This is a genomic window from Paraburkholderia sp. Clong3 (assembly GCF_050436485.1).
In the GTDB taxonomy this organism is placed as follows: Bacteria; Pseudomonadota; Gammaproteobacteria; order Burkholderiales; family Burkholderiaceae; genus Paraburkholderia; species Paraburkholderia tuberum.
The window spans coordinates 3,934,128-3,956,209 of the sequence record NZ_JBNDMH010000002.1 but is presented as its reverse complement, the minus strand read 5'-3'; the positions used below and the strand labels follow the sequence as shown (position 1 = coordinate 3,956,209).

Below are 22,082 nucleotides of genomic sequence, written 5' to 3'. Positions count from 1 at the left end.
CGCGCGGCGACGACGGGCAACGCCCTCGCGCCGCCGCGCGATCACGCTTTGTCGGAGGCTTTCGTTGGCAACCGCAGAACTCGCAGGCAAACACCTCGTCCTCGGCATGACGGGCGGCATCGCCTGCTACAAGATCGCCGAACTCACGCGTCTGCTGACCAAGGCAGGCGCGACCGTGCAGGTCGTCATGACCGAAGCGGCCACCCAGTTCATCACCCCCGTCACGATGCAGGCGCTGTCGGGGCGGCCGGTCTTCACGAGCCAGTGGGACGGTCGCGTGCCGAACAACATGGCGCACATCGATCTATCGCGCGAAGCCGATGTGATCGTGATCGCGCCGGCGTCGACCGACTTCCTCGCCAAGCTCGCGCACGGCATGGCCGACGATCTGCTGTCGACGCTGTGCATCGCACGCGACTGCCCGCTGCTCGTCGTGCCGGCGATGAACCGGCAGATGTGGCAGAACCCGGCCACGCAACGCAACGTCGCGCAACTGCGCGCGGACGGCGTCGAGGTGCTCGGCCCCGATTCGGGCCCGCAGGCCTGCGGCGAAATCGGCGATGGGCGCATGCTCGAAGCGGCCGCGACCTACGAGGCGGTCGCGTCGTTCTTCGCGCCGAAAATCCTGTCCGGCCGGCGCGTGCTGCTGACCGCCGGGCCGACCTTCGAACCGCTCGACCCGGTGCGCGGCATCACCAATCGTTCGAGCGGCAAGATGGGCTTCGCGCTCGCGCGCGCCGCGCAGCAGGCCGGCGCCGACGTGCATCTGGTGGCCGGTCCGGTCGCGCTGGAAACGCCGTGGGGCGTCTTGCGCGAGGACGTGCAGACCGCGCAGCAGATGCACGACGCGGTGATGCGCGCGGTCGCGGAGGCGGACATTTTCATCGGCGTCGCGGCGGTGGCCGACTGGCGCGTCGATCACGTCAGCGGTCAGAAGATCAAGAAGACCGCCGAGCACGCGCTGCCGAGCTTTTCATTCGTCGAGAATCCAGACATCCTCGCCGCGGTCGCCGGGCGGCCGAAGCCGCCGTTCGCGGTCGGCTTCGCCGCCGAAAGCGACAACCTCGAAGTCCACGGCGAGGAAAAGCGCGCCCGCAAGAACGTGCCGCTGCTGATCGGCAATCTGGGGCCGCAAACGTTCGGGCTCGACGACAACGAAGTGATTCTGTTCGAAGCAGGCCGCGCGACGAAGCTGCCACGCGCCGACAAGCAGACGCTGGCGCGCGCGCTGATCGCGGAAATCGCGAAGCGTCTGCCGCCCGGCATCAGTCCGGTTGGCTGAACGAGCGAGCGGCAGTGGGCCCGTGTGGCCCTGCCATCTTTGCCCGGTTAGCCGACCGGAATCACCTGGAGCACTACTGCCATGACGCTACTCTCCGTGCTCGATCAAACACCGGTGATCGCCGGCCATTCGGTGGCGGACGCGATCGCCGCGACCGTCGAACTCGCGCAACTCGCCGACGACCTCGGCTACACGCGCTACTGGTGCGCCGAGCACCACGGCCTGCGCGGCGTGTCGAATCCCTGCCCTGAAGTGATGCTGGCGCGCCTCGGCAGCGTGACCAAACGCATTCGCATCGGCTCGGGCGGCATCATGCTGCCGTACTACAGCCCGTTCAAGGTCGCCGAGCAGTTCATGATGCTCGAGGCGCTGTTTCCGAATCGCGTCGATCTCGGCGTCGGACGCGCGCCGGGCGGCGACATGCGCACCGCGCAGGCGGTCGCCGCCGGCGCTTACAATCGCGGCGAGCATTTTCCGCAGCAGGTCGCCGAGTTGCTCGGCCTCATGCACGGCGCCCTGCCCGACGATCATCTCGCGCAGGGCGTGCTGCTGCAGCCGCAGATCGATACGCGCCCGCAGCTGTGGATGCTCGGCTCGAGCGACTTCGGCGGTTTGCTCGCGGCGCAGCTCGGCATCCGCTTTTCGTTCGCGCATTTCATCAACGCGCATTTCGGCAAACAGGTCGCGCTGGCGTATCGCGAGCGCTTCCAGCCTGGCAACGACGCGTCGCGGCCGTATCTGGCGGCCGCGGTCTTCGTGATCTGCGCGGATACCGAGCAGGAAGCCGCGGACCTCGAAAAAGCCGTCGATCTGCGTCGCGTGCAGATCGCGTATGGTCTGAACGAACCGATACCCTCGATCGAACAAGGCATCGCGCAGGAATATGGCGAGCGCGAACAGCTCGTGATCGACCGCGAAAAGCCGCGCAGCATCATCGGCACGCCTGAGCGCGTGACCGAACGGCTCACGGATTTACAGCAGCAGTTCCAGGCCGACGAACTGATGGTGCTGACCGTCGCCGGCAGCTATCGTGCGCGCTTGCGCTCCTACGAACTGCTCGCCGACGCGTTTCAGCTCGGCTCGAACCAGGCGGCTTGATCGCAAAGGCGTTGCCAGTCAGCCGCGTGCCCCTTCACCAATCTCACCCCCAACTATCGAACCTGAATGAAACTCGACCTGAAGATTCTCGATCAGCGCATGCGCGAACAGCTCCCCGCTTACGCGACGACCGGTAGCGCCGGCCTCGATCTGCGCGCCTGCCTCGACGAACCGCTGACGCTGAAACCCGGCGAAACCGCGCTGGTGCCGACCGGACTCGCGATCCACGTCGGCGACCCCGGTTATGCGGCGTTGATTCTGCCGCGCTCGGGTCTCGGCCATAAGCATGGGATCGTGCTCGGCAATCTGGTCGGCCTGATCGATTCCGATTACCAGGGCCAACTGATGATTTCGACGTGGAATCGCGGCGAGACGACATTCGTGCTGAATCCGATGGAACGCCTCGCGCAACTGGTGATCGTGCCCGTCGTGCAGGCCGGGTTCAATATCGTCGATGACTTCGAGGAAAGCGTGCGCGGCGCGGGCGGGTTTGGTAGCACCGGCAAGCATTGATCGACTGCTGCGACGCGGCGGCTGGCGCCTTCAGCGCACGCCGTGAGAAAAAACCAGAGCATAAAAAACGGCGCGGGATAAAACCCGCGCCGTTCTGCCTTTGGTGTCAGGCCAGCTCAACGCAACGCCGACCTGACTGACATCACTCGACTTCCACCGCCTCCGGATTCGGATTGCGCGGCGCCGGATGCTCGTCGAAGGTCAACTGCACCTTGTCGTCGGCATCGACGTCGACCGTCACGCGGCCGCCGTTCATCAGCTTGCCGAACAGCAGCTCGTCGGCGAGCGCACGACGGATCGTGTCCTGGATCAGGCGCTGCATTGGCCGCGCGCCCATCAGCGGATCGAAACCATGCTTCGCCAGATGCTTGCGCAGCGCATCGGTGAACAGCGCATCGACCTTCTTCTCGTGCAGCTGATCTTCCAGCTGCATCAGGAATTTGTCGACCACGCGCATGATGATTTCCTCATCGAGCGAACGGAAGCTGATCGTCGCGTCCAGACGGTTGCGGAACTCCGGCGTGAACATGCGCTTGATGTCGACCATCTCGTCGCCCGCCTCGCGGCGGTTCGTGAAGCCGATCACCGACTTGCCCATCGCCTCGGCGCCCGCGTTCGTCGTCATGATGATGATGACGTTGCGGAAGTCCGCCTTACGCCCGTTGTTGTCCGTCAGCGTGCCGTGGTCCATCACCTGCAGCAGCACGTTGAAGATGTCCGGATGCGCCTTTTCGATTTCATCGAGCAGCAGCACGCAATGCGGCTTCTTCGTGATCGCCTCGGTCAGCAGGCCACCCTGGTCGAAACCGACGTAGCCCGGCGGCGCGCCGATCAGCCGGCTCACCGCGTGACGCTCCATGTACTCCGACATGTCGAAGCGGATCAGCTCGATGCCGAGCGTGAACGCGAGCTGCTTTGCGACCTCGGTCTTGCCGACGCCGGTCGGACCCGAGAACAGGAATGCGCCGATCGGCTTGTCGAGCTTGCCGAGGCCCGCGCGCGCCATCTTGATCGCGGCCGACAGCGCGTCGATAGCCGGATCTTGACCAAACACGACGCTCTTCAGATCGCGGTCGAGCGTCTGCAGCTTGCTGCGATCGTCCTGCGACACGCTTTGCGCCGGCACGCGCGCGATCTTCGAGATGATTTCCTCGATCTCGTTCTTGCCGATCGTCTTCTTCTGCTTCGACTTCGGCAGAATGCGCTGCGCCGCGCCCGCTTCGTCGATCACGTCGATCGCCTTGTCCGGCAAATGACGATCGGTGATGAAGCGCGCCGACAACTCAGCCGCCGCCGACAGCGCACCCGACGAATACTTGACGCCGTGGTGCTCTTCGAAGCGCGACTTCAACCCGCGCAGGATCGCTACCGTCTGCTCGACGGTCGGCTCGGTCACGTCGATCTTCTGGAAACGACGCGACAGCGCCGCGTCCTTTTCGAAGATGCCGCGATATTCGGTGAAGGTGGTTGCGCCGATGCACTTCAGCGTGCCCGACGAGAGCGCCGGTTTCAGCAGGTTCGACGCGTCCAGCGTGCCGCCCGACGCGGCGCCCGCGCCGATCAGCGTATGGATTTCGTCGATGAAGAGAATGGCGTGCGGACGCTCCTTCAGTTCCTTCAGCACCGTCTTCAGACGCTGCTCGAAGTCGCCGCGATACTTGGTGCCCGCGAGCAGCGCGCCCATGTCGAGCGAATACACCTGGGCATCGGCCAGGATGTCCGGCACTTCGCCGCGCGTGATGCGCCATGCGAGCCCTTCGGCGATCGCGGTCTTGCCGACACCGGCCTCGCCGACCAGCAGCGGATTGTTCTTGCGGCGGCGACACAGCACCTGCACCACACGCTCGACTTCCGACTCACGTCCGATCAGCGGATCGATGCGGCCGTCCTTCGCCATCTGGTTCAGGTTCTGCGTGAACTGGGCGAGCGGCGTTTCCTTCTGCGCGGCGGCTTCGTCGGACTCGGCATTCGCATCGCTCGCCTTCGCGGCGTCCGAACTGCTCGTCTTGGCGATGCCGTGCGAGATGAAATTGACTACGTCCAGACGCGTGACGCCCTGCTGCTGCAGGTAGTACACCGCATGCGAGTCCTTCTCGCCGAAGATCGCGACCAGCACGTTCGCGCCGGTCACTTCCTTCTTGCCGTTCGAGGTGGACTGCACATGCATGATCGCGCGCTGGATCACACGCTGGAAACCGAGCGTGGGCTGCGTGTCGACGTCGTCCGTGCCCGGCACGGTCGGCGTGTTGTCATGAATGAAGTTGCGCAGGTTCTGGCGCAGATCCTCGATATTGGCCGCGCATGCGCGCAGTACCTCTGCCGCCGTCGGGTTATCCAACAGCGCGAGCAAAAGATGTTCGACCGTTATGAACTCGTGCCTTGCCTGGCGCGCTTCCATGAACGCCATATGCAGGCTGACTTCCAGTTCCTGGGCAATCATGCTTCCTCCATCACACACTGCAGCGGATGCCCGGCCTGCCGTGCGTGGGTAACGACTTGCTCGACTTTGGTCGACGCGATGTCCCGCGTATAGACCCCACAAACTCCCCTGCCCTCGCGATGCACCTTCAACATGACCTGCGTTGCGGTTTCACGATCCTTATTGAAATATTCCTGCACGATCATCACGACAAATTCCATCGGCGTGAAGTCGTCATTCAGCAGCACCACCTTGTACATGGACGGCGGCTTGAGTTTCTGCTCCTGCCGCTCCAGTACGGTGCCGTCCTGCTTGTCCGGGATAATCGCCATACACCCATTCTAAACAACTAGGACAGGCCCGCAATCCTGTCAGAACCCGGCCGCCCGGCCGATGAGCCCGTTCGCTGCCACCCGGCGGTCACGACGCTGTCATGTTCGGCCTGGCCTGCGCGTTTTCGACGGGCCGATTGCGGTGCCGGCCCCGATCCTGTCATGCGCGGCGCGTGCTGCACCGCGGTCGGATCGAGTATCGCACAACCTGCCGGTACTGGCTGCGAGCGCTCGCCGCGCTGGGCGTCGGCGCCGCGGGCACAGTCAGCATGTGAGTGGATTATGCGACTTTTCAAGCCACGCCGCTTGCGCCACCGCACATACGGAAGCGGTAAAAACCCTGGAAAGCGGCCTGTTTGCAACGCGACAACGACGTCTCAAAATTTTCTTGACACTCGAATAAAGAGCCCCAACAATCAAGCTGGCACTTTTTTCACCAAGCCATAATTTCGAAAAAATGCCGATGGTGAGCTTGTGAGGAGGGAACGACTGCCTCGCGTGGTCGTGGCTTTTCGAGGGCTCGTGGTAGTGACATGAGTTACAGGGGAAGTTGGAATGGCAACTGGTACGGTCAAATGGTTTAACGACGCAAAGGGTTTCGGATTCATCACGCCCGACGAGGGCGGCGAGGATCTGTTTGCACACTTCTCGGCCATCCAGATGAATGGCTTCAAGACGCTGAAGGAAGGCCAGAAGGTCACCTTCGAAGTCGTGCAAGGCCCGAAAGGTAAACAGGCATCGAACATTCAGGCGCCAGCCTGAAGCGTTTCGACACCCGTCCTTTTTGAAACCCGGCTCCGCGCCGGGTTTCTTTTTTGCGGCAGCTTTCTATTGCAACGGATTTTCCGGCCGGAAAGCCGCGCGAAAATTCCGGGTAAAAAAATACCCCGGCCGTTTGCTGGCGCCGGGGTTTTTATGCGAACCGCATAATCCCGGCGCGTCAATTACATATTTTCGATCATCACTTGCCCAAATGCCGAGCACGACACCTGGGTCGCGCCTTCCATCAGGCGGGCAAAATCGTAAGTAACGCGCTTTTGCAGGATCGATTTTTCCATCGAGCTGATTATCAGATCCGCCGCCTCGAACCAGCCCAGGTGGCGCAGCATCATTTCCGCTGACAGGATTTCCGAGCCGGGATTCACGTAATCCTTGCCCGCGTATTTCGGCGCCGTGCCGTGCGTCGCTTCGAACATCGCAACCGAATCCGACAGGTTCGCGCCCGGCGCGATTCCAATTCCGCCGACCTGCGCGGCGAGCGCGTCCGAGATGTAGTCGCCGTTCAGGTTCAGCGTGGCGATCACGTCGTATTCGGCCGGGCGCAGCAGGATCTGCTGCAGGAACGCGTCGGCAATCACGTCCTTCACGACGAGATCGCCGCCGGTCTTCGGATTCCTGACTTTCATCCAGGGGCCGCCGTCGATCAGTTCCGCGTTGAACTCCTTCTGCGCGAGCGCGTAGCCGTAGTCGCGAAACGCGCCTTCGGTGTACTTCATGATGTTGCCCTTGTGCACCAGCGTGACCGAGCGGCGTTCATTGTCGATCGCGTACTGGATCGCCTTGCGCACCAGACGCTCGGTACCTTCGCGCGACACCGGCTTGATGCCGATACCCGACGAATCCGGAAAGCGGATCTTCTTCACGCCCATTTCTTCGCGCAAGAACTTGATGATCTTCTTCGCCTGTTCGGATTCAGCCGGCCATTCGATGCCCGCGTAGATGTCTTCCGAGTTCTCGCGGAAGATCACCATGTTGGTCTTCTCGGGCTCGCGCACCGGCGAGGGCACGCCCTTCAAATATCGCACCGGGCGCAGGCACACATAGAGGTCCAGTTCCTGGCGCAACGCGACGTTCAGCGAGCGGATGCCGCCCCCGACTGGCGTGGTGAGCGGCCCCTTGATCGACACGATGTATTCCTTGACCGCCTGCAGCGTTTCGTCCGGCAGCCATACGTCCGGGCCGTACACCCGGGTCGCCTTCTCGCCCGCGTAGATTTCCATCCAGTGGATTTTCTTCTTGCCGCCGTACGCCTTTTCGACCGCCGCATCCACGACCTTGAGCATGACCGGCGTGATGTCCAGACCGGTGCCGTCGCCTTCGATGTACGGGATGATCGGCTCGTCGGAAACGTTGAGCGAGAAGTCGGCGTTGACGGTGATCTTATCGCCACCTGTCGGAATCTTGATGTGCTGATACGGCATGATCGGACTCCAGTGAAAGCTGTGCAAAAGCTGATGGGAGACTGCGAAAGAGACGCCCTCGCCGCGCAATGCCGAACCGCCGCGAGCGGCCTGGCCGCTATTCTAGCCCACGTCCCACGCGCGACGCGGCCGCCCCTCGCTCCGGGTTTTCCAACATAGACGGCCTCTCGAACGCGCCACGCTCCTCTATAAGATAGAAGAATCTGCGTCCCGGTTTATGCATTATCATCGCGCCGTATCGCTCTGCCGTATCGCTCTCCTATGCGCCTTCTCGCCCTCAACAAGCCGTTCGGCACCATCTGTCAATTTTCGCCACACGAGACGCGGACGTCGCTTGCCGACTGGGTCAGGCTACCCGGCGTCTATCCGGCCGGCCGGCTCGACTCCGATAGCGAAGGCCTGCTGCTGCTCACCGACGACGGCGCGCTGCAGGCGCGCATCGCCGAGCCGCGTCACAAGCTCGTCAAACGCTATTGGGCGCAAGTCGAAGGCGCGCTCGACGACGCCGCGTTGAAAAAGCTCGCGCGCGGCGTCGATCTCGGCGACTACGTGACACGCCCATGTCAGGCGAGCTATGTTGAACCGTCCAGCTCGCTGTGGGCGCGCACGCCGCCGATCCGCTATCGCGCCGCGATCCCGACCACATGGATCGAGCTGTCGATCACCGAAGGCAAGAACCGTCAGGTGCGTCGCATGACGGCGGCGGTGGGTTTTCCGACGCTGCGTCTCGTGCGCGTCGGCATCGGTGCGCTTGACATTTTTTCACTCGGACTGCAACCTGGACAGAGCACGGAGTTGCGAACGAACGCGCCATGGGATGGCGTCGCCTGAACATGGTTTGACGATTGTTCGTTCATCGCCGCAACACCGCGTGCCGAACTCACGCACGCACGAATCAGCCTGCACGTGCTCACTCCAAACCCGTTTCACGGCTGTGACAATCAAGCTAACTCGTTGTAGCAGCACGCAAAATAATGCGTGAAACGCAGGCCCGAAATGCGTGAAACAAGTGGGCTCGCCGCGAGCCTGCGCCACGCGGTTTGATCGCGTGTCATCACGATCAAAATATCCGCGCAATTCGCGTCAACCGCCGTACAACTCCACGCGTTATCCGACGCAGATGCCGCCGAAGCTATCCGGCATTCAGCCTTAAAGACATTTGCATACGCCGTTTTCGCGGCGAGTACGAAAGTCCGAACGCTAGCAGACGCGTCGAAAAATTTGTTCGATGCGGCTGTCAACCGAAAGGTGGATGGCACGTTTAACGACATGACTCTACATATGCCGGGTCATTTGGTTAATTAACTCAAGCTGAGGATTCACAAAATGAACAAACTGATCGCCGCTCTGGTCGCTGGCCTCTTCGCAACGGCAGCATTCGCACAAGCATCGGCACCGGAAGCAGCTCCGGCAGCTCCGGCAGCAGCTTCGTCGGCAAAGAAGACCACCAAGCACGCTCACAAGAAGTCGCACAAGAAGGCAGCAGCGGCCGCTTCGGCAGCTTCGGAGTAAGTTGCTTGTAAAAACGCAGTAAAGAACTAGCTTCATTGCCGTTCTTACGGCGTTGTAAGGCAGATCACCGCAAGGCGATCTGCCTTTTTGTTTTTGACGCGCTCGCGTAACATGCGCGAGTCAATTTCAGCAAGGAGTCTTGCCGTGCGATTTTCCATGCGCTCGTCGATGGCGCGTTTCGCCATTGCCGTAGCACTGCCGCTCGCGGCGCTGTCGTTCGTCGTCACCACGGCTCCCGCCCAGGCGCAGCAGATGCCGCCGGGCGCCAAGCAGCCGAGCGAGTTTCCGCGCGTCAAGCTGACCGCTGGCATGTTCGTGATCGACGCGGCCGTCGCCGCCAACGACGCGGACCGCGAACAGGGCTTGATGTATCGCACGAAGCTAGCGCCGAACGAAGGGATGCTGTTCGTGTTCAACGAGAACGCGGGCCACTGCTTCTGGATGAAGAACACGCTGATCCCGCTGTCGATCGCATTCATGCGCGCCGACGGCACGATCACCGACATCGACGAAATGCAGGCCGAGACCACCAACAACCACTGCCCGACGCACAACGGCGTGTTCGCGCTGGAAATGCCCAAGGGCTGGTTCTCGGCGAAGGGCATCAAGCCGGGCATGCAGGTCCAGGGCTTACCGCCGGTGCCGGGTATCACGCAGTAAGACCTCACCGCCGGGCCGCGTGTCCGTGCAGCCCCGTAAATGGCCCCGGAGCGGGGGCACCGTCCCGCCCGCTGTCCCGCGAAAAGCCGGCGTCTCAACCCGAGGCGCCGGCTTTTTTTCGCCCGCTCAGCCCCGCGCCACCAGCCTTCGCGCCGGCTGGCAGGATTCATGCAAAAGACCAATCGACGCGCTATCCTTGTAATCTCGATAAGGTAACGCCAGATAAAGCACCACTCAGACTCCCCGGGCGGCCCACGCGGTCGCCCGACATGCGTTTCAGGCGCGCCATTACAAGGAGATTCACGTGCCCCGCAAGACTCCCATCGAGCGCTACCGGAATATCGGCATCAGCGCTCACATCGATGCCGGCAAAACCACCACCACCGAACGGATCCTGTTCTACACCGGCGTGACCCACAAGATCGGCGAGGTTCACGACGGTGCGGCGACGATGGACTGGATGGAACAGGAGCAGGAGCGCGGCATCACGATCACGTCGGCGGCCACGACCGCGTTCTGGAAAGGCATGGCCGGCAACTATCCCGAGCATCGGATCAACATCATCGACACCCCCGGGCACGTCGACTTCACGATCGAAGTCGAGCGCTCGATGCGCGTGCTCGACGGCGCCTGCATGGTGTACGACTCGGTCGGCGGCGTGCAGCCGCAATCGGAAACCGTGTGGCGCCAGGCGAACAAGTACAAGGTGCCGCGCATCGCGTTCGTCAACAAGATGGACCGCGTCGGCGCGGACTTCTTCCGCGTGCAGCGGCAGATCGGCGATCGTCTGAAGGGGGTCGCCGTGCCGATCCAGATTCCGGTCGGCGCGGAAGAGCACTTCCAGGGCGTGGTCGACCTCGTCAAGATGAAGGCGATCTACTGGGACGACGACAGCCAGGGCATCAAGTTCGAGTACCGCGACATCCCGGCTGAACTCGCGGCCACCGCGAAGGAATGGCACGACAAGATGGTCGAGGCCGCGGCCGAGGCGAACGAGGAACTGCTCGAGAAGTACCTCGGCGGCGAACCGCTGAGCGAAGCCGAAATCAAGCACGGCATCCGCGCGCGCACGATCGCCAACGAGATCGTGCCGATGTTGTGCGGCAGCGCGTTCAAGAACAAGGGCGTGCAGGCGATGCTCGACGCGGTGATCGACTATCTGCCGTCGCCGGTCGACGTGCCCGCGATTACCGGTCACGACGAGCACGACAAGGAAATCGAGCGTCATCCCAACGACGACGATCCGTTCTCGGCGCTCGCCTTCAAGATCATGACCGACCCGTTCGTCGGTCAGTTGATCTTCTTCCGCGTGTACTCGGGCGTCGTCAACTCGGGCGACACGGTCTACAACGCGGTCAAGGAAAAGAAGGAACGCCTCGGCCGGATCCTGCAGATGCACGCGAACGAGCGCAAGGAAATCAAGGAGGTCTACGCGGGCGACATCGCCGCGGCCGTCGGCCTGAAGGAAGCGACCACCGGCGACACGCTCTGCGATCCTGATCATGTGATCATCCTTGAAAAGATGATCTTCCCGGACCCGGTGATCTCGCAGGCCGTCGAACCGAAGACCAAGGCCGACCAGGAAAAGATGGGCATCGCGCTGAACCGTCTCGCGCAGGAAGACCCGTCGTTCCGCGTGCAGACCGATGAGGAATCCGGACAGACGATCATCTCCGGCATGGGCGAGCTGCACCTCGAAATTCTGGTCGACCGGATGAAGCGCGAGTTCGGCGTGGAAGCGACCGTCGGCAAGCCGCAGGTCGCGTATCGCGAAACCGTGCGCAACAAGGTCGAGGACGTCGAAGGCAAGTTCGTCAAGCAGTCGGGCGGCCGCGGTCAGTATGGCCACGCGGTGATTACGCTGGAGCCGTCCGAGCAGGGCAAGGGCTACGAATTCGTAGACGCGATCAAGGGCGGCGTGATTCCGCGCGAATTCATCCCCGCGGTCGACAAGGGCATCGTGGAAACGCTGAAAGCCGGCGTGCTCGCGGGCTATCCGGTCGTCGATGTGAAGGTCACGCTGACTTTCGGTTCGTACCACGACGTCGACTCGAACGAAAACGCGTTCCGCATGGCCGGCTCGATAGCGTTCAAGGAAGCGATGCGCAAGGCGAAGCCCATCCTGCTCGAACCGATGATGGCCGTGGAGGTGGAAACGCCCGAGGACTTCATGGGCAACGTGATGGGCGACCTGTCGAGCCGACGCGGCATGGTGCAGGGCATGGAAGACATCGCGGGCGGCGGCGGCAAGCTGGTGCGCGCGGAGGTGCCGCTCGCCGAGATGTTCGGCTATTCGACGTCGCTGCGCTCGGCCACTCAGGGCCGCGCGACCTACACGATGGAGTTCAAGCATTACGCCGAGACGCCGAGCAATGTCGCCGAGGCCGTGATCAACGCGAAGAAGCAATGACGCTGACGCGGCGGCGTTGAGCGCGACAAGCCGAAGCCCGCTCCCTGTGAGCGGGCTTTTTTTATGGCGCCGTTTGCATCGTCGAGCCACGCACCCGTTTTTTGAACGTGCCAGAATGTTGATCAGCCATGCGGCACGCCCCTGAATCGTAAGACCGAAGCGAACGACTCGAACGCGGCACGCCAGCCGAGGAGGAGACACGATGAGCCACGATCACGAACATCCGCATTACCGGGCCGAGCACGACGCCGCCGAAGCCAGCCAGCAGATCGACTGGCGCGAACACGGCGTGAAGGTCATCCGCGGCGATCAGCTCGACACCAACACCGCGCAAACGCCGGGCATGAACCGCGCGGCCGCGATCAACGCGGCGCGCGTCGGCGCGCAGAAAATCTGGGCCGGCACCGTGACGATCCATCCGAATGCGAAGACCGGCGCACATCATCATGGCGCGCTCGAAAGCGTGATCTATGTTGTGCGCGGCCAGGCGCGCATGCGCTGGGGCGAGCATCTGGAATTCACCGCCGAGGCCGGTCCCGGCGACTTCATCTTCGTGCCGCCCTATGTGCCGCATCAGGAGATCAACGCGAGCACCGACGAGCCGCTCGAATGCGTGCTCGTGCGCAGCGACAATGAAGCGGTCGTCGTCAATTTGAACATCGACGCGGTGGAGCAGCCGGAAACCGTCTACTGGGTCGATCCGATCCACAAGCATCCGCACGATCACTAGGGTCTGTTTACATATGGAACGCACGTGCGAATGCCCGCTATCGGCCGTCCCCCAAGGGGACTTCCTTCGGGGCGCAGGGCAAGGAGTAAGGAGCGCTGCGTGGCCGCGCCACGTGAGCGACGCACGACGCCGCCATGCGGCCGATAGCGGGCATTCCCCTGGAATGAAATTCAGAACTGGGGTTGCCGCGAGAAGGGCCGCTCGCTGCGTCATGCTCCTTGCGAATACGTCGAGTATTCGCGGCGTCGCAATCCTTGCGAGCGGCCCTTCTCGCGGCAACGCACGTGCGTTCCATATGTAAACAGACCCTAGCCGCTCATCAACCCATCCATTCATCCGCTCGTGCCACATGACGCCTAACGCCTCGCTGCGCCCTCGCCTCGTCGCGCTCTACGCGGTGCTGCTCGCCGCCAACCTCGGCGCATGGCTGTGGGCGCTAATCGCGTTTCGCCACTACCCGCTGCTGCTCGGCACCGCGCTGCTCGCGTATGGCTTCGGTCTGCGTCATGCGGTCGACGCCGACCACATCGCGGCGATCGACGCCGTTACGCGCAAGCTGATGCAAACCGGCATGCGACCGGTCGGGATCGGGCTCGCGTTTTCGCTCGGCCATTCGACGATCGTGATCGCAGCGACGATCGGCATCGCCTGGACCACGCATTCGCTGAATGGGCGCTTCGAGAGCTTCAAGGAAGTAGGTGGCACGCTCGGGACACTGGTTTCCGCGTCGTTCCTGCTGGTGCTCGCGGCGGTCAATCTCGTGGTCCTGCGCGACGTGTGGCGCCGCTACCGGCACACGCGACGTGGCGACGCTGCGACCACAGCGTCAGCCGATGCGCTCGCCCCAGCCGGGCTGCTGTCGCGCGCATTGCGGCCGCTGTTTCGGCTGGTCACGAAAAGCTGGCACATGTATCCGGTCGGCGTGCTGTTCGGGCTCGGCTTCGACACCGCGACCGAGGTCGGCCTGCTCGCGATCGCTGCGTCGCAGGCCAGCACTGGCCTGCCGCTCTATTCGATCCTCGTGTTCCCGGCGCTCTTCACGGCCGGCATGACGCTTGTCGATTCGACCGACAACGTGCTGATGGTGCACGCATACGGCTGGGCGATGGACGACCCGAAGCGCAAGCTTTACTACAACGCGAGCATCACGTTCGTGTCGGCGATGGTCGCGATCGTGATTGGCGGCGTCGAGGCGCTGGGGCTGCTGTCGGATCGCTTCGGCTGGAGCGGCGGAGTGTCGGATGCGATCGTCGGAATCAACGATCATTTCGGCGCGCTCGGCTATGCGATCGTCGCGGCCTTCATGGCGTGCTGGATCGGCTCGGTGCTGTTTCATCGCTGGAGACGGCCGGATACGGCGGCACGATAAGTGACCTGGCCTACCGGGAAACCGATCTACACCGTAGGTTTCTTTGAGAGTTCCACCTTGTTGAGTTCGAAACCGCATTTCGCGCCGTGTTGCTCCGCCAATCCGTCCACAATCGCGGCCGCCCCTCGCGAGCACGCGTCCGGTAACCGTTGTGACGACGACACACCGCGCGTCATTTATCGGCCGATCGACTAGCGCGGCGCGCCCCCGGTGCGCCAGAGCCGCGAGCAATCGCTTACACTGAGACCGCTCTGCACAGCGTTGCCCTTTCGCGATAGCGGCCCCGCCACATCCCATCGCCCATCGGAAGGCGCGCTGCCCCTCGCGCCGTCGCGCGGCTCGCGCGACGCCTCCGAACCAGCAACAGAACGGGTTGGACACGCCATCGATGAAAACGCCAGCGGACCGATTTCTCGCACCTGACGCATTGGACGCAGCCCGCCTCACAGCCGACGCCTACGGCAACCACGCTCTCGACGAGTTTGTCGCCGGCCGCATCACGCGCCGCGAGCTGCTACGACATGCGAGCGTGATCGGTCTGTCGCTCGCGGGTGGCGGCCTGCTCGGCGCGCCGCGAGCGCGGGCGCAAGGTGCACCGCCCACGTCGAACCAGACGATCCGCGTCGCGCATCTGACGCCGGCGGGCGCCGTCGATCCGCTGACGGTGACTGACGCCGCGAGTCTCGCGCTGCTGAACCAGACCGGCGAATTCCTGATCGACGACGACGGCGAGAAGCTGATGCTGAAGCCCGCGCTCGCGCTGTCGTGGAAGCCGAACGACAAGGGCGACGTGTGGACCTTCAAACTGCGCCAGAACGTGAAATTCCACGACGGCCAGAGCTTCGGCGCGAAAGATGTAGTCGCGACCTTCGACCGTCTCGCCGATCCCGCGAGCGGCTCGGCCGCGCTATCGGTACTAAAGGGCGTGCTGTCGAAAGGCGGCGCGAAGGTCGTCGATGAACACACGGTGGAGTTTCATCTCGACGCGCCGACCGGCAATTTCCCTTACTACGTTTCCTCGGATAATTACAACGCGGTGATCCTGCCCGCGAACTTCGCGGGCAACTACGAAAAGAGTTTCATCGGCACGGGTCCGTTCAAATTCGAAAAGTATCAGCCGAAGGTTGGCGCGTCGTTCGTGCGCAATCCCGACTACTGGGGCGAGAAAGCGTTACCGCAACGCGTACAGTTTTCGTTCTACGCCGACGAGCAGGCTCAACTGCTCGCGTTGCAAGGCCATCAGGCCGACGTGATGGGCACGTTCACCGTGCAGGGCGGCGCGGCCATCCTGAACAATCCGGACTACAAGGCGGTCGGCGTCAAGTCGAGCGCGCACCGCCAGATTCACATGCGCAACGACAGCCCGCTCTTCAAGGACAAGCGCGTGCGTCAGGCACTCGCGTTGTCGCTCGATCGCGACGTGATCGTGCGTGGTCTCTTCAAGGGTCGCGCACAACTCGGCAACGACAGCCCGTTCGCGCCGGTGTTTCCATCGTCGGATGCGGGCGTGCCGCAACGCAAGATCGACGTCGCGAAGGCGAAGCAGCTGCTCGCGCAGGCCGGCGTGCCGAACGGTTTCGACGTCACGCTGACCACCGAAAAATACATGGAGATCCCCGACCTCGCAGTCGTCGTGCAGAACGCCGCGAAGGCGATCGGCGTGCGCATCAATCTGAAGGTCGAGAGCCAATCGCTCTACTACGGCGCGGGCACGCCGGGCAAATCCGACTGGCTCGACTCGCCGCTCGGCATCACCGATTACGGCCATCGCGGCGTGCCGAACGTGTTCCTCAACGCGACGCTGACGAGCAACGGCACATGGAACGCCGCGCACTTCAAGAATCCGCAATACGATCAACTGGTCGCGCAGTTCGTCGCGGCGATCGATCTCGCCACGCAAAAGAAAATCTCCGGGCAGATCCAGACGCTATTGCTCGACGAAACGCCGCTGATCATCCCGTTCTTCTACGATCAGCTGATCGCGATGCGCAAGGGCGTGAACGGCGTGCGCTTCACTGCGCTCGCGCAACTGTATTTCGATCGCGCGACGCTCAGCGCGTAAGCAGCGCGCGGTCTGTCTCGCTTTTCGCAGGAGAACTCACGATGTCGGCTCCGGCGCCCTCTCCCGCCTCGAATACATCGCGTCCGCCGCGCGCGACGAACGGCAACGCGGGCCGCGTCGCGCGTTTTCTCGCGACGCGCGCGGGTCTTTCGCTGATCACGCTGTGGCTGCTGTCGGTGATCGTGTTCGCGGGCGGCCAGCTGCTGCCCGGCGATATCGGCCGCGCGGTGCTCGGGCCGCTCGCCGATGCGCGCGCGGTCGCCGCGCTCGATCATCAGCTCGGCGCCGACCGGCCGCTGCTCACGCAATACATCGACTGGATCACGCATTTCGTGCGCGGCAACATGGGGCTGTCGTACGCGTATCGCGAACCGGTCAGGCCGTTCATCGCCGATGCGCTCGGGCATTCGGCGAAGCTCGGTCTGCTCGCGTTCATCGTCGTCGTGCCGCTCGGCATCGCGGGCGGCGTGTGGTCGGCGATGCATGCGGGGCGCTGGCTCGATCGCACGATCAGCATCGCCGGTTTGTCGGCGACCGTGGTGCCGGAGTTCGTGTCGTCGATCGTGCTGATTCTCGTGTTCGGCGTGTGGCTGCGCTGGCTGCCGATCGAGGCCTCAGCTCCGCCCGATGCGAGCGTGCTCGAACAGCTGCGGCATCTGGTGCTGCCGGTGCTGCCGCTCGTCCTCGTGTTCTTCGGCTACATCGCGCGAATGGCACGCGCGGGCACCGTCGAAGCGCTCGACGCCGACTACACGCGCACCGCCATCCTCAAGGGCCTGCCGCGCCACGTCGTGATCTGGCGGCACGTGCTGCGCAATGCACTGCTGCCGACGATCACCGTCGCCGCCACCCAACTCGGCTACATGATCGGCGGACTCGTGGTGGTCGAGACGCTGTTCCACTACCAGGGCATCGGCTCGCTGATCTACAACGCCGCCAAGGCGAAGGATTTTCCAATGCTCGAAGCGGGCGTACTGACGATCGGCGTCGTCTATACGCTCGCGAATCTGGTCGCCGATGCGCTGCACGTGCTGCTCAATCCGCGACTGCGGGTGAGGACCGCCGAATGAATACGACCGTGCCGCCGGCTTCATCGACGCCAACAGGCTCGCCCGCGCCAGGCGCACCGGGCTCCGAGCCGCGTTTCCCGCGCCTTCTCCTGCTCCTCGGTTCGCCGACCTTCATCGTGGGCGCGCTGATCGTCGCGTGGTGGATCGTCTGCGCGATCGCCGGGCCGTGGTTCGTGCATCTCGATCCGTACGCGTCCGATCCGCTCAATTCGCTGACGCCGCCCGATCGCACGCACTGGTTCGGCACCGATCAGCTCGGCCGCGACGTATTCTCGCGCGTGATCGTCGGCGCGCGCGACATCCTGACGATCGCGCCGCTCGCGACACTGCTCGGCACCGCGGCGGGCACCGCGCTCGGCCTGGTGGTCGGCTACTTCGACGGCTGGGTCGACGACGTGATCGGCCGCATGATCGACGCGGTGCTCGCGCTGCCGCTCGTGATCGTCGCGCTGCTCGCGCTCGCCGCGGTCGGTGCGTCGAACTTCACGGTGATTCTCGTGATCGGCACCACCTTCACACCGATAACAGCCCGCACCGTGCGCGCCGCCGTGTTCGCAGAGCGGCATCTCGACTATGTGGCCGCCGCGCAGCTGCGCGGCGAACGCGCGCCGTACATCATGTTCGCGGAGATCCTGCCGAACGTGCTGCCGCCGATCGTCGTCGAAGCAACGGTGCGGCTCGGCTATGCGATTTTCGCGGTCGCGACGCTGTCGTTTCTCGGCTTCGGCATCCAGCCGCCGTCGGCCGACTGGGGGCTCGCGCTGTCAGAGTCGTACACGTTGATGGCGGGCGGCGCGTGGTGGACCGTCGTGTTCGCGGCGGGCGCGATCGCGTCACTGGTGGTCGGCGTCAATCTGATCGCCGACGGCGTGCAGGGAGTGCTTGACCAATGAACGGCCCACCGCCCTCCTCGTTCGCCGCGTTCGACGTGTCGAAAAGCGATCGCACCGATGCGCTGACCGTGGTCGGCCTGACGGTCACCTACCGGATCCGCGGACGCGATCGCGAAGTGCTGCAGGACGTATCGTTTCGCGTGCGACGCGGCGAGGCGTATGGGCTCGTCGGCGAATCCGGTTGCGGCAAGTCGACCGTGGCAATGGCGACGCTGCGCTATCTGCCGCGCAATGGCAAGGTGAAGGCCGGCAAGATCGTAATCGCCGGAGAGGACGTGCAGAAGCTGGGTGCCGACGCGCTGCGCAGCATGCGTGCGACGACCGTCTCGATGGTCTACCAGGACCCGGGGCGCGCACTGAATCCATCGCTGACGATCGCCCGTCAGGTTTCCGAAGCATTCGAGGCGGCCGGCGTCGCGCGCGACGAGGCGCTGCAACGCACGCTCGAGATACTCAAACGCGTCCGCATCGCGGCGCCCGAGCGCGTGATGAACAGCTATCCGCATCAATTGTCGGGCGGCATGCAGCAGCGCGTCGTGATCGCGATGGCGCTCGCGTCGAACCCCGCGCTGCTGATTCTCGACGAACCGACTACCGGCCTCGATGCGACCGTCGAAGCGGAAGTGCTCGACCTCGTCGCACGGTTGCGCGAGGAACTCGGCACCGCGGTGCTGTTCATCAGCCACAACCTCGCGGTGATCGGCCGCATGTGCGAACGCGTCGGCGTGCTGTACGCGGGCAAGCTGGTCGAGGAAGGCGCGACCCAGGACGTGTTCGCGCGGCCGCGTCATCCGTACACGGTCGGATTGCTGCGCTGCCTGCCGACGGCCGGACGCAGCAAGGACAGCGAGCGGCTCGATACGATCGCGGGCGGCCTGCCTCTGCCGGGCTCGGTCACGCAGGGCTGCATCTATGCGGAGCGCTGCCGTCTCGCCGACGAGCGCTGCCGCCGCGACGCGCCGCCGCCCTATCGCCTCGGCGCCCGGCATGGCGATCAGATGGCGCGCTGCCACTATCACGAGCGTGCGATCGAACTGCCGCGTGCGACATCGAGCGCGGCGCCGGTGGCGGCCGCATCATCCAACGCGGCGCCGCGCGCGCCCACTGCGCCGGTCTTGCGCGCCCGGAACCTGTCGAAAACATTCCACGTATCGGGCGTCCCGCTGCGCGCGGTCGACGACGTGTCGCTCGAACTCGCGAGCGGCGAGACGCTCGGCCTCGTCGGCGAATCGGGCAGCGGCAAGACAACGCTCGCGCGGCTGCTGCTCGGCCTGCTCGCACCCGATGCCGGCAGCGCGCTCGAACTCGACGGCGCCCCGCTCGCCGCGCGCGTCACGCGACGCAGCGACGAGCAGCTGAAATCGCTGCAGATCGTGTTCCAGAATCCGGACTCGGCGCTCAATCGCGCGCATTCCGTCAAGCGGCTGATCGGCCGTGCGCTCGCGCGCTTCACCGCGCTGCGCGGGCCCGAGATCGACGCACGGCTCGCCACGCTGACGGACGCCGTGCGGCTGCCCGAGCGCTATCTGGACGCACGTTCACGCCAGCTTTCGGGTGGGCTCAAGCAGCGCGTCGCGATTGCGCGCGCGTTCGCCGGCGAACCACGCGTCGTCGTGTGCGATGAGCCGACTTCATCGCTCGACGTGTCGGTGCAGGCCGCGATTCTGAACCTGCTCGCCGATCTGCAGCGCGAGCGCGGCGTCAGCTACGTATTCATCTCGCACGATCTGCACGTGGTCCGCTATGTGTCGGATCGCATCGCGGTGCTCTACCTCGGCCGGCTGCTCGAAATCGGCCCGGCGGCGGCCGTGTTCGATGGACCGCAGCATCCCTATACCGAGGCGCTGCTGTCCGCCGTGCCGACGCTGCCGGGCGACGGCGCGTGCGGCGAGGTGCATCAACGTACGCGTATCCGTCTCACCGGCGAGTTGCCGGGGCCCGGCGCGATGCCGTCGGGCTGCGTGTTTCACACGCGCTGTCCGCGCAAGCTCGGCGCGATCTGCGAGCAGCAGGACCCGCCGTTTCTCGACGCGGACGGCGCCGCCGACCCGTCTTCCGCGCACCGGATTCGCTGCCATATTCCGGTCGCCACACTTCGCGAGCTGCAAAGCGAGCCGCGCGACGACAACGCGAGCGACCCGACGAATGGCGGCAACTCCGACGATGCGTCGGAAAACGCCAGCTAGCGTCGACTCGAACCTCATCGACGCACACCGCCGCTCTTAACGAATCCCGCGTCGGAACACGCTTTTGCGTCCGCGCGTTTCATCGTCGCAACGTTTTGAGGCGTTTTTCCGGCGTGCGCATCGCACATCCCGATATCGCCCGTGTCGCTTCAAGGCTTTGCGACGCGTGGCATGGATATCGCTAAATTAGCGGCCAAAGATTCGAAGCCAAACCGGGCGAGCAACGCCGCGCATATCCGCACGACGAGCGTCACCACGCGATGGCGCGACCTCGCGCGATCAGCACGGCAGCGACGCACGGACAACTTCGACACAACGGACCGGGGGTTCGACAAGCCCCGCGTGCAGACAGGTCGGCCGGCGCTGGGGCAGCTCGCGAAGGCGGCAGCGAGGTACCGTCCTTCGCTCTGGAGACGCGCGATGAAGACCGGAAAATCAGATCAGTACTACTGTGCAATGATGCGCGGCGCGGTGGTCCTCGCGGTGGTCGAGGTGTTGGCGGGCGGGACCGCGTACGGGGCGTCGACGGACGTGATCCCTCGCTCGATTGTGCTGGCCGACGCGTTGCGGGCGCAACCCGGCGATTCAACGCCGCTGCTGCTCGCGCAGAACGACGGCGCGGCAACCGGCGCCGAGGCTGGCACGGCCACAGCCGCCGACGACGCCGCCTCGGTGTTCGCGCCGGCCGGCTGCGGCGGGCTCGGCGGTCCGGGCTGCGGGCGGCTCGGCGGCGGCAGCGGTAATGGCGGCGCGGCGGGTTCGAGCAATGGCGGTGCTGGCGCAAGCGGCAACAGCGGCGCCGGGGCGGCGGGTTCAGGGAGCGGAAGTGGGAGTGGCGGTGCGGGCACGGGCGGTAAGGGAAATAGCGGTGGTGGTGGCGGTGGTGGCGGAGGTGGCGGAGGTGGCGGAGGCGGCGGAGGCGGCGGAAGCAGCGGCGGCAGCGGGAGCGGCGGCTGCGGTTGCGGAGGCTCCAGCGGTGGCCCAGGTGGTGGCTTTGGCGGTGGCCCAGGTGGTGGCTTTGGCGGTGGCCCTGGCGGTGGTTTCGGCGGTGCGAATGGTGGTGGCTTCGGTGGTGGCTTCGGTGGCGGGTTCGGCGGAGGCTTTGGCGGAGGCTTCGGCGGCGGTCACGGAGGCAAGGGTGGCGGCAGCGGCGGCAGTGGCAACGGTGGCGGGAACGGGCACTAGGCGTCGCCCGTTGCCCCGGGTAGGGAGCCCCCGCGCCCTACCCGCCGACGACATGTCCCGGCATACTGTCCGCTATCCGCTGGCAACGGCGGTGATGTCCCGATCCCCCGGTCGGGCGTCACCGCCGGAGGCCGGTCGGAGCGGCCCGCCCGCCTTCGGC

General features: G+C 64.5%; 18 protein-coding genes. 15 read left to right on the top strand and 3 right to left on the bottom strand.

The window, feature by feature from the left end; all coding sequences use genetic code 11:
- The first annotated feature begins 64 nt into the window (after positions 1 to 64).
- From coaBC to dut, 3 genes are all read left to right on the top strand, one after another.
- The gene (gene coaBC, locus OKW30_RS22445; protein ID WP_429347595.1) at positions 65 to 1,282 is read left to right on the top strand and encodes a bifunctional phosphopantothenoylcysteine decarboxylase/phosphopantothenate--cysteine ligase CoaBC; all 1,218 of its coding nucleotides are present in this window, start codon (positions 65 to 67) and stop codon (positions 1,280 to 1,282) included.
- An 81-nt stretch (positions 1,283 to 1,363) separates the two neighbouring features.
- On the top strand, positions 1,364 to 2,380 hold the full coding sequence (locus OKW30_RS22440) for an LLM class flavin-dependent oxidoreductase (RefSeq protein ID WP_429347594.1): 1,017 nt from the start codon (positions 1,364 to 1,366) through the stop codon (positions 2,378 to 2,380).
- A gap of 66 nt (positions 2,381 to 2,446) precedes the next feature.
- Positions 2,447 to 2,893 (top strand): dUTP diphosphatase, encoded by a 447-nt coding sequence (dut, locus tag OKW30_RS22435; RefSeq protein WP_018421593.1) that lies wholly within the window; start codon positions 2,447 to 2,449, stop codon positions 2,891 to 2,893.
- A 142-nt stretch (positions 2,894 to 3,035) separates the two neighbouring features.
- On the opposite strand, the gene clpA is transcribed toward dut, so the two are convergent.
- Positions 3,036 to 5,333, bottom strand: coding sequence for an ATP-dependent Clp protease ATP-binding subunit ClpA (gene clpA, locus OKW30_RS22430; protein ID WP_090801577.1), 2,298 nt, complete (start codon positions 5,331 to 5,333; stop codon positions 3,036 to 3,038).
- On the bottom strand, positions 5,330 to 5,644 hold the full coding sequence (gene clpS, locus OKW30_RS22425; protein WP_008919570.1) for an ATP-dependent Clp protease adapter ClpS: 315 nt from the start codon (positions 5,642 to 5,644) through the stop codon (positions 5,330 to 5,332). Before clpS ends, clpA begins: the two co-directional genes overlap by 4 nt.
- A 555-nt stretch (positions 5,645 to 6,199) precedes the next feature.
- Here clpS and OKW30_RS22420 point away from each other — a divergent pair.
- Positions 6,200 to 6,406, top strand: coding sequence for a cold-shock protein (locus OKW30_RS22420; protein WP_007180614.1), 207 nt, complete (start codon positions 6,200 to 6,202; stop codon positions 6,404 to 6,406).
- A gap of 182 nt (positions 6,407 to 6,588) precedes the next feature.
- On the opposite strand, the gene icd is transcribed toward OKW30_RS22420, so the two are convergent.
- On the bottom strand, positions 6,589 to 7,845 hold the full coding sequence (gene icd / locus OKW30_RS22415) for an NADP-dependent isocitrate dehydrogenase (protein ID WP_429347593.1): 1,257 nt from the start codon (positions 7,843 to 7,845) through the stop codon (positions 6,589 to 6,591).
- Between the two features lie 261 nt (positions 7,846 to 8,106).
- Here icd and OKW30_RS22410 point away from each other — a divergent pair, with 261 nt between their 5' ends.
- The 11 genes from OKW30_RS22410 to OKW30_RS22360 all read left to right on the top strand — a co-directional run bounded on the left by OKW30_RS22410 (position 8,107) and on the right by OKW30_RS22360 (position 21,922).
- Positions 8,107 to 8,676 (top strand): pseudouridine synthase, encoded by a 570-nt coding sequence (locus tag OKW30_RS22410; RefSeq protein ID WP_184072657.1) that lies wholly within the window; start codon positions 8,107 to 8,109, stop codon positions 8,674 to 8,676.
- A 495-nt stretch (positions 8,677 to 9,171) separates the two neighbouring features.
- Entirely contained in the window at positions 9,172 to 9,357 is a 186-nt protein-coding gene (locus tag OKW30_RS22405; protein WP_090801582.1) for a hypothetical protein, read from the top strand.
- 144 nt (positions 9,358 to 9,501) lie between these two features.
- The gene (locus tag OKW30_RS22400) at positions 9,502 to 10,017 is read left to right on the top strand and encodes a DUF192 domain-containing protein (RefSeq protein ID WP_176078905.1); all 516 of its coding nucleotides are present in this window, start codon (positions 9,502 to 9,504) and stop codon (positions 10,015 to 10,017) included.
- Between the two features lie 304 nt (positions 10,018 to 10,321).
- Positions 10,322 to 12,427, top strand: coding sequence for an elongation factor G (fusA, locus tag OKW30_RS22395; protein WP_429347592.1), 2,106 nt, complete (start codon positions 10,322 to 10,324; stop codon positions 12,425 to 12,427).
- Positions 12,428 to 12,629: 202 nt separating this feature from the next.
- Complete coding sequence (locus OKW30_RS22390) at positions 12,630 to 13,157, top strand: cupin domain-containing protein (protein WP_090801585.1); 528 nt, start codon at positions 12,630 to 12,632, stop codon at positions 13,155 to 13,157.
- Positions 13,158 to 13,506: 349 nt separating this feature from the next.
- Positions 13,507 to 14,526, top strand: coding sequence for a HoxN/HupN/NixA family nickel/cobalt transporter (locus tag OKW30_RS22385; protein ID WP_429347591.1), 1,020 nt, complete (start codon positions 13,507 to 13,509; stop codon positions 14,524 to 14,526).
- Positions 14,527 to 14,914: 388 nt separating this feature from the next.
- Entirely contained in the window at positions 14,915 to 16,588 is a 1,674-nt protein-coding gene (locus OKW30_RS22380; RefSeq protein WP_429347590.1) for an ABC transporter substrate-binding protein, read from the top strand.
- A 41-nt stretch (positions 16,589 to 16,629) separates the two neighbouring features.
- Complete coding sequence (locus OKW30_RS22375) at positions 16,630 to 17,658, top strand: ABC transporter permease (RefSeq protein WP_184072667.1); 1,029 nt, start codon at positions 16,630 to 16,632, stop codon at positions 17,656 to 17,658.
- Entirely contained in the window at positions 17,655 to 18,551 is an 897-nt protein-coding gene (locus OKW30_RS22370; RefSeq protein ID WP_429347589.1) for an ABC transporter permease, read from the top strand. The genes OKW30_RS22375 and OKW30_RS22370 overlap by 4 nt, the downstream gene beginning before the upstream one ends.
- Positions 18,548 to 20,737, top strand: coding sequence for an ABC transporter ATP-binding protein (locus OKW30_RS22365; protein ID WP_429347588.1), 2,190 nt, complete (start codon positions 18,548 to 18,550; stop codon positions 20,735 to 20,737). The genes OKW30_RS22370 and OKW30_RS22365 overlap by 4 nt, the downstream gene beginning before the upstream one ends.
- 420 nt (positions 20,738 to 21,157) lie before the next feature.
- A complete protein-coding gene (locus OKW30_RS22360; protein ID WP_429347587.1) occupies positions 21,158 to 21,922 on the top strand; it encodes a hypothetical protein in 765 nt (254 codons plus the stop codon).
- Positions 21,923 to 22,082 lie beyond the last annotated feature (160 nt).